Source organism: Croceibacterium soli, assembly GCF_009828065.1.
GTDB classification, from domain to species: Bacteria; Pseudomonadota; Alphaproteobacteria; order Sphingomonadales; family Sphingomonadaceae; genus Croceibacterium_B; species Croceibacterium_B soli.
Genome location: NZ_WTYK01000002.1, coordinates 328,189 through 340,192, shown reverse-complemented (window position 1 = coordinate 340,192; position 12,004 = coordinate 328,189). Strand labels below are relative to the sequence as shown.

General features: G+C 66.8%; 11 protein-coding genes. 10 read left to right on the top strand and 1 reads right to left on the bottom strand.

Annotation, left to right across the window (positions count from 1 at the left end; translation table 11 throughout):
• Positions 1-239: 239 nt before the first annotated feature.
• On the top strand, positions 240-2,981 hold the full coding sequence (locus tag GRI75_RS04780; protein ID WP_160745809.1) for a DUF3857 domain-containing protein: 2,742 nt from the start codon (positions 240-242) through the stop codon (positions 2,979-2,981).
• A gap of 6 nt (positions 2,982-2,987) precedes the next feature.
• Here GRI75_RS04780 and radC read toward each other — a convergent pair whose 3' ends face one another.
• The gene (radC, locus tag GRI75_RS04775; RefSeq protein WP_160745808.1) at positions 2,988-3,728 is read right to left on the bottom strand and encodes a RadC family protein; all 741 of its coding nucleotides are present in this window, start codon (positions 3,726-3,728) and stop codon (positions 2,988-2,990) included.
• Positions 3,729-3,763: 35 nt separating this feature from the next.
• Between radC and GRI75_RS04770 the strand changes: the two genes are divergently transcribed.
• The 9 genes from GRI75_RS04770 (at position 3,764) to GRI75_RS04730 (ending at position 11,870) form a co-directional block, all read left to right on the top strand.
• Positions 3,764-6,997, top strand: a complete 3,234-nt coding sequence (locus GRI75_RS04770; RefSeq protein ID WP_160745807.1) for a YdbH domain-containing protein — start codon at positions 3,764-3,766, stop codon at positions 6,995-6,997.
• 80 nt (positions 6,998-7,077) lie between these two features.
• Positions 7,078-7,239 (top strand): YnbE family lipoprotein, encoded by a 162-nt coding sequence (locus tag GRI75_RS04765; protein ID WP_407925132.1) that lies wholly within the window; start codon positions 7,078-7,080, stop codon positions 7,237-7,239.
• A 35-nt stretch (positions 7,240-7,274) separates the two neighbouring features.
• On the top strand, positions 7,275-7,679 hold the full coding sequence (locus tag GRI75_RS04760) for a YdbL family protein (RefSeq protein ID WP_407925131.1): 405 nt from the start codon (positions 7,275-7,277) through the stop codon (positions 7,677-7,679).
• A gap of 117 nt (positions 7,680-7,796) precedes the next feature.
• Entirely contained in the window at positions 7,797-9,239 is a 1,443-nt protein-coding gene (locus tag GRI75_RS04755) for a sensor histidine kinase (RefSeq protein ID WP_160745806.1), read from the top strand.
• A gap of 65 nt (positions 9,240-9,304) precedes the next feature.
• Positions 9,305-9,622, top strand: a complete 318-nt coding sequence (locus GRI75_RS04750) for an AtpZ/AtpI family protein (protein ID WP_160745805.1) — start codon at positions 9,305-9,307, stop codon at positions 9,620-9,622.
• Positions 9,623-9,659: 37 nt separating this feature from the next.
• A complete protein-coding gene (locus GRI75_RS04745) occupies positions 9,660-10,466 on the top strand; it encodes a F0F1 ATP synthase subunit A (protein ID WP_202389617.1) in 807 nt (268 codons plus the stop codon).
• Between the two features lie 37 nt (positions 10,467-10,503).
• Positions 10,504-10,731, top strand: coding sequence for a F0F1 ATP synthase subunit C (locus GRI75_RS04740; RefSeq protein WP_006832363.1), 228 nt, complete (start codon positions 10,504-10,506; stop codon positions 10,729-10,731).
• Between the two features lie 79 nt (positions 10,732-10,810).
• Entirely contained in the window at positions 10,811-11,305 is a 495-nt protein-coding gene (locus GRI75_RS04735; protein WP_160745803.1) for a F0F1 ATP synthase subunit B family protein, read from the top strand.
• A complete protein-coding gene (locus GRI75_RS04730) occupies positions 11,298-11,870 on the top strand; it encodes a F0F1 ATP synthase subunit B family protein (RefSeq protein ID WP_160745802.1) in 573 nt (190 codons plus the stop codon). Before GRI75_RS04735 ends, GRI75_RS04730 begins: the two co-directional genes overlap by 8 nt.
• Positions 11,871-12,004: the final 134 nt, after the last annotated feature.

Sequence of the window (12,004 nt, the reverse complement as noted above, 5' to 3'; positions counted from 1 at the left end):
GCTGGGATGTAGTTGTCGGGACAGCGCGGCGGCTAGGAGGCAGCGCAGCAAATGGCAAGCGCGAGCGTTTCAAATGTCCCCTTGCCAGCAGAGCCGAGCTCTCGCCCGGGTCGTTAGGGTGGTAATTGAGATCGTTGCTCCGCCGGGCGTTTGCTTTAGGCTGGCTCGCAGGGATTCGACGGGGGGCGACAGTGAGAGTCAGATTTCTGGCGGCGGCAGCCTGCGTGGGCGCGAGCCTGATGCACACATCGGCTCTGGCGGGTGAGGAGATCCTCTACCGTCCGGCGCCGGAGTGGGTCGAGAAGGCCAGCCTGCCTTCCAATCCTTCGGCCAGATCCGGCAATCTACAGGTGTTCGATCAGCAACTGCGGCTCGAGGAAGGGACGCTCTGGCGCTACCTCGACACGGCCGTGCGCGTGGGAACGCCGCAGGAACTCACCGAACTGGGGACGCTCACCGCGACGTGGCTACCCGACAAGGGCGATCTCATCGTCCACGAGGTGACGATATTGCGCGGAGGCGAGACTATCGACGTTCTGGCGCAGGGGCGCCGTCTCGATGTCCTCAGACGCGAAACCTCCCTGGAGCAGCGGGTACTCGACGGCGAATTCACCGCGACGATGCCGGTCCCCGGGTTGCAGGTCGGCGACGTATTGCGGGTCCGCTATACGACCTCGCTTTCAGATCAAGCCCTAGGGCGCGAGGTCCAGAGCCTTAACCACTTGTTCCGCGAGCCCGACTTTCGTGCCGGCTTCGCCCGCATCCAGGCCTCCTGGCCCGCCACGGCGAAGGTCGGCTTCGCGGCGACCCGCGGAGTCGAGCTTCCCAAGCTTGAGGAGAGCGGGGGCTACCGCTGGCTGGAGCTCCGTCTGCCCCTCATGAAAGCGGAAGAGATGCCGAGGGACGCGCCTCCTCGGTACCACCTGCCGGCGATCCTGCAGATCGGCACCTTCGAAGATTGGGGTGAAGTATCGCGGGTGATGGAGCCCTACTACCGCGTGGACGGGACAATCGCTCCCGGAAGCGAACTGGCCGCCCGGGCGAGCGCCGTTCGCGGGGCCCACTCCGGGGCACTGGCGCAGGCGGTTGCGGCGCTTGAGCTCGTGCAGGAGGAAATCGGCTACCTCGCCAACGGCCTCGACGGCGGGAACTATCTGCCGCAGTCGCCCACGGATACCTGGCAACTGCGCTACGGCGATTGCAAGGCCAAGACACTGCTGCTGCTGTCCCTGTTGGACCAGTTGGGCATTGAAGCCGAACCGGTGCTGGTCTCGTCAGTCGGCGGGGACCGCCTGCCCGAATTGCTGCCGATGGCGGCCGCCTTCGACCATGTCCTCGTGCGGGCACGCATCGATGGCGCGGATTATTGGCTGGATGGCACCTCGGCGGGTGCCAATGTGCGGGTGGCGGGGAATGTCCCGCCCTTCGGATACGCTCTACCGCTCAGGGCATCCGGCGCGGAGCTGGAGCAGATCCGGCAGGTTCTGCCTCGCGTTCCCGATTTGCAGGTGGAGATCGACTTCGATCAGACCGCCGGGATAGACATTCCGGTATTGTACAAGGCGCGGCTCGAACTCGTCGGTCCCGCCGCCGCGATGTTCAACGCCGGGTTCGCCAACATCAGCGACGAGCAAATGATCGAGGCCGGTTCAGACATAGTCCACCCGATCCTCGGCATGTCGCAGGTCCTTTCCGTCGATCCGATCGAAGGTTCGGACGACAGCGAGCTAACCGTCGTGGTCGAAGGTCTGATGACATCACTGACCAAGTGGGAAGGCGGCCGCGGCGAGCAGACGTTCGACCTTCCGGGCAGCAAGATCGCCTTCGCTCCCGATCGGGCCCGCCGGCAATGGCGCGATATTCCGGTGCAACTGGGACATCCGACCGCGGGCGTCGTAACGTTCCGCCATCACCTGCCGGGTGACGGTTTCGTCCTGACAGGGGCCACCGAAATCGACCAGACTTTGGCAGGGATGCACCTGGTCCGTTCGGCTCGGCTGGAGCAGGACACCCTGACGATAAACGAGAGGATCATACATCTCGGCGGGGAACTGCCGGTGGAGCGGATTGCGGCCGAGAAGCAGCGCGCCGCATCGCTTTCGCGCAATCAGCTCGTTCTGACGGCACCCGCCGGCGCCCGGCGGCGCTGGCACTACGCAGGCGCGACGGATCGCAGCGCATTGACCCGGGTCGAACGGGCCTACCAGGAGCAGATCGACCGGGAGCCGGACGAGGTCGAGCACTACCTCAATCGTGCGCGATTCCGGCGGGGCACTTACGACTTGGCCGGAGCGCTGGCGGACTACACGGCCGCGGTAGAAATGCAGAGTTCGGCCGACCTCCTCCAGGCTCGCTCAATGGTGTTCGCTGAACTGCGCCAACGCGACAAATCGCGGGACGATCTGCAGAAGGCCTGGGAACTGGACCCTAATCCGGGTCGGGCGATCGCGCTCGCTTATGCGATGGCGGATACCGGCGATATCGAAGGAGCCCGCGCGCTGATTGAGCAGCAGGATGGAGACCAGCAGGTGCGCCATTCGCTTGAGCTCGTCCTGGCGGAGTTCGACAGCTGGGAGGGCAGGGCAGCTGCCGGGCTCGAGCGCATCGACAAGATCCTCGCCGAGCGGGCGGACGATCCGCAGATACTCAACGCCAAATGCTGGCACATGGCGGCGTGGCAGGTAGCGCTGGAGGAGGCTGAGAGCGTCTGCACACGCGCCGTGGAAGCGGCGCCATTCCCTGCGCCGGTGCTCGACAGCCGCGCCCTCGCGTTCCTGCGGGCCGGAGATTACGGCAGGGCGCTCGCCGATGCCAACGCGGCGCTCGCCGCCGAGCCGGGACAGCACCATTCGCTGCTTCTGCGAGGATTGATCCGGCGGGCAAGTGGAGACAAGGAGGGCGAGAAGGACATTCGCGAAGCGATCGCGCGCATCCCCGCGGAAATCCCGGTCTACGCCCGTTATGGCTTCGATCTCGACTGACCGTTCCTAGATCAACCCCTTGGCGCGCAGCGAAACGTGGCCTTCGCGCCCGACGATCACGTGGTCGTGCACGGTGATGCCGATCAGCCGGCCGGCTTCGGCGATGCGGCCGGTGATCTGGATGTCGGCGCGGCTCGGTTCGGGGCAGCCGCTGGGGTGGTTGTGGACCAGGATCAGCGCCGTCGCGCCGACCTCCAGCGCTTTCTTGACCACCTCGCGCGGATGGATCGCCGCTTCGTCGATCGACCCGTCGCCGACGTGGTGATCGAGGATCAGCCGGTTGCGCGCATCGAGATAGAGCACCCGCACACGCTCGACCGTCAGGTGCGCCATGTCGATCGCCAGGTAGTCGATCAGTGCCTGCCAGCTGCCGAGCACCGGCTTCTGCCGCACTTCGCTGCGCGCCATGCGGCGGGCGGCCAGGGCGACGATCTTCAGCGACGCCGCGCTTACTTCGCCCATGCCCTCCACTTCGGCGAGCGCATGGTGATCGGCGTTGAGCACGGCCGAAAGCGAACCGAAGCGCGCGAGCAGGGCTTTGGCCGTGGGCTTCGTGTCGCCGCGCGGGCGGGCGGCGAACAGCAGGTATTCGAGCACCTCGTAGTCCGCCAGCGCTTCGGCCCCGCCGTCCAGCAGACGGCGGCGCAGCCGCGCGCGGTGGCCGCTGCCGCCATGATCCGCGCTTCCGCGCGCCTGTTCGGGCTGCTTACCGGACAAGTTTCGCTCCCCCCTGGCCCTCCGCGGCATTGCCTTTGCGGCGGCTTGCGCGCAAGTGGGGCACGATGGTGCAGGAAGCCGTGAGCGACACCACTGCGGTTACGGCAGGCCCGGTTGCGGCGGAACGGCGTCGTTCCTTCTGGCGGCGATGGGTACTTGCACCCCTTCTGGTCATCCTCGGCCTGGCCTTCCTCGCCTTCTGGCTGCAGCGCGAACGCATCGCCGAGAACCTCATCGCCAGCGAGCTCGAAGCACGCGGGATCGCGGCGACATACGAGATCGAGCGAATCGGCGGCCGGCGCCAGGTCCTGCGGAATATCGTCGTCGGCGATCCGCGGCGCCCCAGCTTGACGATAGAGCGGGCCGAGGTGATCGTCCGCTACCGCTTCGGCTGGCCCACGATCGGCCGCCTCCGGCTCACCCGTCCGCGCATCTTCGGCACCTGGATCGACGGCGAGCTCAGCTTCGGCGCGCTCGATCCCCTGCTCTTTACCGGCGAGGAGGGGCCGTTCGAATTCCCGAACTTCGTAATCCACATCCGGGACGGGCGCGGGCTGCTCGAAACCGATTACGGTCCTGTGGGATTGCGCCTGGCGGGCGAAGGGCACTTGCGGGGCGGGTTCCGCGGCGAACTGGCCGCGACTGCGCCCGAGCTGACGCTCGGCGAATGCGAGCTTGCCGGCACGACCCTGTTCGGCGCGGTCGGCATCGATGCCGAGCGGCCGACCTTCAAGGGCCCGCTGAGGCTGGCCTCGCTCGACTGCGGGGACGGCGCGGTGGCGCTGGCGCGGACCACGCTCGCGGCCGAGGCGAGGTTCGACCGTGACCTAACCGGCCTCGAAGGCAAGCTCTCCGGCGACATGCGCGCCGCGCGCTTCGCCGAGGCCGCCGTCAACGCGCTGCGCTTCGATAGCCAGATATCCTTCCGCGGCGGCGAACTGACCGCCGGATACGAGTTCGCCGGGGAAGGACTGGCCCATCCGCAGGCGCAAGTCGCCTCGATTTCCGCCGAAGGCACCGTACGGGCCGGCGACGGCTTCGACTGGCTGCGCCTGCAGGCGGATTTCAGCGGCGCCGGCGTGCGGCCAGGAGCCGGGCTGGACGAGACGATCGGGCAGGCGGCGGAAGCGGCGGACGGTACGCTGCTCGGCGCGATCCTGCGCAAGCTGCGCGGCGGTCTGCTGCGCGAAGCGACCGGCAGCACGCTTTCCGGCCAGGCGAGTTTCCGCAAGACCGGCGGCGTGGTGAGCCTGGTGATCCCGCAAGCCGCCGTGACAGGCGGCAGCGGCCAGCGGGTCCTGTCGCTTTCTCGCTTCCAGTACGGCGACAGCGGCGGCGGCCTTCCGCGCCTGGCGGGCAACTTCGCGACCGGTGGACGCGACCTGCCGCGCGTCGAAGGACGGATCGAGCGGCGTGGCACCCTCGGCTTCACCGCCCGCCTGGCAATGGCGACCTACGAGGCCGAGGGTGGGCGGCTCGCCATCCCCTCGCTCGCCCTTGTTTCGGAAGGGGACCGGCTCGGCTTCTCCGGCCGCGCGCTGCTCAGCGGCAACCTGCCGGGCGGCCATGCCGAAGACCTGCTGCTGCCGCTCTCCGGCAACTGGTCAGGGGCGTCGGGGCTGGCCCTGTGGCGGCAGTGCGCGCAGATCCGGTTCGATTCGCTGCGCTTCGCCAACGTCACGCTCCAGCGCAACCGGCTCACATTGTGCCCGCCGCCGGGTCGGGCAATGGTCCGCTACGGCGCGTCGGGGCTGCAGATCGCCGCCGGGGCACCGTCGCTGGACGTGGCAGGGCTGCTGGGCGAGACGCCCATCGCGGTCCGCAGCGGCCCTGTGGGCTTCGCCTATCCCGGGGCACTGTCCGCGCGCGAGTTGCAGGTCACCCTCGGGCCGAGCGACACCGCCACGAGCTTCGCCATCGCCAACCTCACTGCCCAGATCGGCAAGAACATCTCCGGCCGTTTCGCCGGCACCGACGTGCGTCTCTACGCAGTGCCGCTCGATCTGCTCGGGGCGGAGGGCAACTGGGACTATACCGCCGGCAGGCTCAGCATAGCCGACGGATCCTTCCGCCTGGTCGATAGGCAGGAGGCCGCCCGCTTCGAGCCGCTCGCCGCACGCGGAGCGACGCTGGTCCTGCAGGACAACCTGATCACAGCCCAGGCGGACCTGCGCGAGCCGGCGGGCGACCGCCTCGTGACCCGGCTCGATCTGCGCCACGATCTCGCCACCGGCCGCGGTCACGCGGACCTCGCCGTGCCTGGCGTCGAGTTCGGTCCGGGCTACCAGCCGACCGATCTCACGCGGCTGGCCCTTGGTGTGGTGGCCAACGTCTCCGGCACCGTCACAGGGAACGGGCGGATCGATTGGAACGAGAGCGGCGTCACCAGCACCGGTTCGTTCTCCAGCGAGTCGCTGGACTTCGCCGCCGCGTTCGGACCCGTGCGCGGCGCTTCGGGTACGCTCGTCTTCACCGACCTGCTCGGGCTCACCACCGCTCGGGACCAGCGGATCGCCGTCGCCTCGGTCAACCCAGGGATCGAGGTGTTCGACGGTGAGATCGGCATAGAGATCCGCAATGGGGAAGTCCTGCAGGTTACCGGCGGCACATGGCCGTTCATGGGCGGCACGCTGACGCTGCGCCCGGTCACGCTCAACCTCGGGATGAGCGAGGTGCGCGCCTACATCCTCGAGATCGTCGGGCTCGAAGCCTCGCAGTTCGTCGAGCGCATGGAGCTCGAGAACATCAGCGCCACTGGAGTGTTCGACGGAACCATGCCGCTGATTTTCGATCAGGACGGCAACGGGCGGATCGAAGGGGGCCGCCTGGTCTCGCGCCCTCCCGGCGGCAATGTCGCTTACGTCGGTGCGCTGACTTACGAAGACCTCTCGCCGATGGCCAACATCGCTTTCGATGCGCTCCGCTCGCTCGACTACACGCGCATGACCGTAGCGATGGACGGGCCGCTGACCGGCGAGATCGTCACCCGCGTGCGCTTCGACGGTGTGAGCCAGGGGGAAGGGGCGACCAGCAACTTCATCACCCGGCGGATCGCCAAGCTGCCGTTCCGCTTCGTCGTCAATATCCGGGCGCCGTTCTACCAGCTCATCACTTCGATCAAGTCGATGTACGATCCCGCCGCCGTGCGCGATCCGCGCGATCTCGGCCTGATCGACGAGTTAGGCAACGCCATCCGCCGCCAGACCACCGAGGCCGAGCAGGAGCCTCCGGGCACTCCGCCGGTCCCCATCCCCGATGAACCCGCCATTCAGCGCCGCGAAAGCGAGGAACTGCCATGAAGATCCCCAAATTGACCAACCGGGCCTGTCCACCGCATAAGTCCCCGATGATTGGGACGAGGCGGGCAGGCACGGTGCTGATGGCGATGTTGGGCAGCGGCCTGGCTACGGGCTGTATCTCGGTGAACGCTCCCAGCGAGCCGATCGTGATAGAGCTCAACATCAACATCACGCAGGAAGTGATTTATCGCCTGGCTGCAGACGCCGGGAACACGATCGACGAGAATGCGGATATCTTCTGATGGCCAAATATCTTCTGGTGGCCCAATATCCTTCGATGGAGAGCGTCATGAAAACTGGGTTTACTCGTGCTGCATGGGCCTTCTCGGCCGCGGCGCTCGCGCTTTCCGGGATCGCTTCGCCTGCCTTCGCGCAGCGTGATCCGGGCTACGATTCGGCCCGCCAGGCCGGGCTCGTCGGCGAAAAGATGGACGGTTATCTCGGCGTGGTCGGCGGCGGCGATGCCGCGCTGCGCAAGATGGTCGACGACATCAACATCAAGCGCCGGGCGGTCTATGCCGAAAAGGCGCAGGCCGCGAAGGCGACGCTGCAGGAATATGCCTTCACCGCCGGCTGCCTGGCGATCGCCCGCACCGCGCCGGGGGAGAAGTACCAGGCGCCGGACGGAAGCTGGCAGACCCGCGGCTCCGGCCCGCCCCTCCGCGACCCGCGTTGCCCCTGAGCTAATCCCGGGCGGTTGAGCCCACCGGGTCTACCACTGCCGCGCCCGCCTCTGCGGGCGGGCAGGAACATCTGCGCGCGACGATTCGTTCCGCTCGCTAAAGGAGCGGCTACCAGGATGGCTGAGTTGGCGTCGGAAACGTCTGAATGCGCGTTCGCGCTGACCGAGGAGCATTGCCGCGACCTGTTTCGCAGGATCCGCGAAGGCTTCTTCGTGGGCGAACTGATCCGCGGCGCGGATGGCCGGGCGGCCGACTTCGTCTTCCTCGAGATCAACGACGCCTTCAGCGAACAGACCGGCTTTGGTGCCGATGAGGTTCTCTCCCATCGCGCGCGGGAGGTCATCGCCGATTTCCCGGAAGATGTGATGCGGCGCTACGAAACCGTGGTCGATACCGGCGAACCCGTGGCGTTCGAGATCGAGGTGCCGGCGCTGAACAACCGCTCATATGAGGCACGGGCCCATGCCGTCGGCGGGGAGCGGTTCGCCGTGCTGTTTCTCGAGATCACCGAGCGCAAGCGGATCGAGCGCGAGCTGGAGGAAAGCCGCGCCCTTCTGTCCGACATCATCGAATCGGTCGACCAGATGATCTGGTCGACCCGCCCCGATGGCGACCCCGATTTCTTCAACCGGCGCTGGTACGAGTTCACCGGCGCCACGGTCGGTACGACGACCCGCGAGGAGTGGGGTCACCTCGTTCACCCTGACGATCGCGAGCAGGCGGTCATGCGTTGGGAGCGGAGCCTGCAGAGCGGCGATCCGTTCGAAGTCGAATACCGCCTGAGGCACCAATCTTCCGAGTACCGCTGGGTGCTCGGCCGCGCGCACCCCGTCCGTAACGAGCAGGGGGCAATCATCCGCTGGATGGGGACCTGCACCGACATCCACTTGCAGAAGGCGGCCGCAGAGCAGCTCGAGCTCGCCAGCAAGGAACTGAGCCACCGGATCAAGAACATCTTCGCTGTCATAGGCGGGCTTCTCTCGATGTCCGCGCGGCAGCATCCGGAGGCGGAAGCGTTCGCCGCCGAGCTTGGCGATCGGATATCGGCGCTCAGCATAGCGCACGATTACGCCAGCCCGCATGGCCGCGATGGCTCCCCCGCTCAGGGGACGGTGCTCGGCATAGTCCGACAATTGCTCAGCCCTTATGCCCTTGAGGGGCGCGAGCGAATCGTGATCGAAGGCGACGATGCGCCGCTGAAGGACAGCGCCGCCACGGCGCTTTCGCTGGCGGTGCACGAGCTCGCCACCAACGCCGCCAAGTACGGCGCCTTCAGCGATCCGGCGGGTCAGGTGCGGGTCCACGGGGAGACCATCGGCGACCAGTACAGGCTGTGCTGGAGCGAGCAGGGAGGGCCGCCCGTCAGCGTGCCGGAACATCTTGGCTTCGGGACCCGTCTGGTCGACATGACGCTGCGCCACCAGCTCGGCGGCGATCTGACGCGCGACTGGCGGCCGGAGGGTCTGCAGGTCTGCCTCTCCGCCTCGGCAGAGCAACTCGTTGGCTCGAATGACGGAACCTCCGGGCTGCCGGTTGACTCGCCCAATACCCCCGCCTAAGGGGTCGGCGCCCTCGGCGGGCAACTCATTGCCTATGCCGGAAACTCCTTTGGAAGGAGACCTGCATGAGCGACGAAAAGCCCGAACAGGACCCCATCGGCGAAGATGCGCGGATCGACGCGCTCGAAGAGCGGCTCAAGGCCGCGCGCGAGCGAGAAGAGCAGCGCAACAAGCCGCAGGTTCAGGGCGCGGATTCCGGGTACAAGCTCGGTAATCGCGTGCTCGCGGAGCTGTTGGGGGGAATGCTTGGCGGCGCGCTGATCGGTTGGGTTATCGACCGGTTCGCGGGTACGTCGCCCTGGGGTCTGTTGGTGATGCTGTTCTTCGGGATAGTCGTCGCCTTCAGGAACATTATCCGGATTTCAAGCCGGCGTCCCGACTGACCCCGAATGGGGCGGAGAGAGGGGCGCCGTGTTCGCAATGTTGGGGACACGAAGACAAGTGGCAGCCGAAGCCAAAGTCGATCCGATGCACCAGTTCACCATCGAGCCCATGTTCGGCTCGGAGGCCTGGGAGCTCGCGGGCTACAACATCGCCTTCACCAACAGTGCGTTGTGGATGGCGATCTCCGCCGTCGCGCTGTGGGTGTTCGTCGCCGGCGGCATGAAGCGTCAGCTCGTGCCCGGGCGCTGGCAGATGGCCGTGGAAAGCTTCACCGGCTTCATCGACGGGATGCTGGAGGCGAACGTCGGCAAGGCCGGGCGCAAGTACGTGCCCTACATCTTCTCGCTGTTCATGTTCATCCTGTTCGCCAACGTCCTCGGCCTGCTGCCGCTGGGCCTGGTCGGGGTGCACCCGTTCACTTTCACCAGCCACTTCACCGTCACCGGCGTGCTGGCGATCCTCAGCTTCTCGATCGTGCTGATCGTCGGCTTCTGGAAGCACGGCATTCACTTCTTCAGCCTGTTCGTGCCGCACGGCACGCCCTGGCCGATGATCCCGATCATCTTCCCGATCGAGCTGATCAGCTTCATGGTGCGTCCGTTCAGCCTCGGCCTGCGTCTGTTCGTGGCCATGATGGCCGGGCACGTGCTGCTGGAAGTGCTGTCCAGCTTCGTTATCGACGGCTGGAACGCCGGCATTGGCTTCGGTCTTCTCGTGGGCCTGCCCAGCTTCGTGCTGATGGTCGGCATCTGCGCGCTGGAGATCCTGGTCGCCGGCATCCAGGCTTATGTCTTCGCGCTGTTGACCTCGCTCTACATCAACGACGCCGAAAACCTTCACTAAGACCAATTCACTCAAGAGATTTCAAAGGAGTTTGATCATGGAAATGGAAGCAGCCAAGCTGATCGGTGCCGGTCTCGCGGCGATCGGTGCTGGTATGGCCGCCATCGGCGTGGGTAACGTCTTCGGCTCGTTCCTCGAAAGCGCGCTGCGCAACCCGGGCGCGGCAGACGGCCAGCAGGGCCGCCTGTTCATCGGCTTCGCCGCTGCCGAGCTTCTCGGCCTGCTGGCGTTCGTCGTTGCGATGATCCTCATCTTCGTCGCCTAAAGTTATTGAATTTGCACGACGTGGCGGGCCCGACGATCGGGTCCGCCGGATGTGTTTCTTCAATTAGCCGGACCAGCCAATGCCTCAGATTGCCCAGCTTGCCGAAACCTATTCCAGCCAGGTCTTCTGGCTGCTGATCATCTTCGGCCTGGTGTTCCTGGTCATCGGCCGGGGCATGGTGCCGAAGGTGATGGACACCGTCGCCATGCGCGACAGCCAGATCGCCGAAGACCTTGCCGCTGCCCAGGCCGCCCGCGACCTGGCCGAGCAGCAGGAAGAAGCCTGGCGCAAGCGCGAGAACCAGAATCGCGCCGATGCCCACGCCCTGATCAGCGCCGCCAAGGCCGAAGCTGCGGTGCAGGCGGAGCAGAAGCTCGCTGCGGCGCAGAAGCGGCTCGACGAAACGCTGGTCGGTGCCGAGCAGCGGATCGCCGCGGCCCGTGCCGAGGCGGCTGCCGAAGTGGAAAGCATCGCGGCCGACGCGGCGCAGGACATCGCCCGCCGCCTGGCCGGTATCGATGTGGCGCGGCCGAACGCCGAAGCCGCCGTGAAGAAAGTCCTGGCCCATGGCTGATACACTCCAAGTCCTCGCCGCGGCGGCGGCCGACCACGGCGCCCACGCGGCGGCCGAGCACGGCGCCGCCGTGCACGTCGAACCGTCCCTGCTGGGCCTCGCGCCCTATCAGTGGGTCGCGGTATCGATGCTGGTGCTGATCCTGATCGCCGTGTTTGGCGCGAAGGTGCACAAGACGATCGCCGGCGGGCTCGACCGCAAGATCGCGGCGATCCGCGAGCAGCTCGACGAGGCGAAGAAGCTCCGCGCCGAAGCCGAGGCTCTCCGCGCCGAATACGCGGCCAAGATTGCTGGTGCCGAGAAGGACGCCGCCGCCATGGTCGAGCGCGCCAAAGTCGAAGCCGACCAGATCGTCGCCAAGGCGGAAGCCGACACGACCGACATGATCGCCCGCCGCGAGCAGATGGCCAAGGACAAGATCGCCGCCGCCGAGCGCGCCGCGGTCGAGGAGCTCCGCGCCAAAGTCGCGACCACCGCTGCCTTCGCCGCCCGTTCGTTGATCGCCGAGAAGCACGGCCAGGCCGAGGACCGCAAGCTGGCCGACGAGATCATCGCCAGCATGTAATCTGCCGCTTCGGCGGGAGGACCACCCCTCCTGTTGTCCCTTCGGGACAGCTTCGCTTCCAGAGGAGGGGCAGCGAGACTTGGTGAGCCGAAGGCGAGCCTAGTCGCAGCAGGGTGGTGCTGCGGTGGGCGAAC

Excerpts from the sequence above, each read along its gene's own strand:
- GRI75_RS04780 (WP_160745809.1), top strand. The coding sequence starts at position 240 with ATGCACACATCGGCTCTGGCGGGTGAGGAGATCCTCTACCGTCCGGCG.
- radC (WP_160745808.1), bottom strand. The coding sequence starts at position 3,728 with ATGCCGCGGAGGGCCAGGGGGGAGCGAAACTTGTCCGGTAAGCAGCCC.
- GRI75_RS04770 (WP_160745807.1), top strand. The coding sequence starts at position 3,764 with ATGGTGCAGGAAGCCGTGAGCGACACCACTGCGGTTACGGCAGGCCCG.
- GRI75_RS04765 (WP_407925132.1), top strand. The coding sequence starts at position 7,078 with ATGGCGATGTTGGGCAGCGGCCTGGCTACGGGCTGTATCTCGGTGAAC.
- GRI75_RS04760 (WP_407925131.1), top strand. The coding sequence starts at position 7,275 with ATGGAGAGCGTCATGAAAACTGGGTTTACTCGTGCTGCATGGGCCTTC.
- GRI75_RS04755 (WP_160745806.1), top strand. The coding sequence starts at position 7,797 with ATGGCTGAGTTGGCGTCGGAAACGTCTGAATGCGCGTTCGCGCTGACC.
- GRI75_RS04750 (WP_160745805.1), top strand. The coding sequence starts at position 9,305 with ATGAGCGACGAAAAGCCCGAACAGGACCCCATCGGCGAAGATGCGCGG.
- GRI75_RS04745 (WP_202389617.1), top strand. The coding sequence starts at position 9,660 with ATGTTGGGGACACGAAGACAAGTGGCAGCCGAAGCCAAAGTCGATCCG.
- GRI75_RS04740 (WP_006832363.1), top strand. The coding sequence starts at position 10,504 with ATGGAAATGGAAGCAGCCAAGCTGATCGGTGCCGGTCTCGCGGCGATC.
- GRI75_RS04735 (WP_160745803.1), top strand. The coding sequence starts at position 10,811 with ATGCCTCAGATTGCCCAGCTTGCCGAAACCTATTCCAGCCAGGTCTTC.
- GRI75_RS04730 (WP_160745802.1), top strand. The coding sequence starts at position 11,298 with ATGGCTGATACACTCCAAGTCCTCGCCGCGGCGGCGGCCGACCACGGC.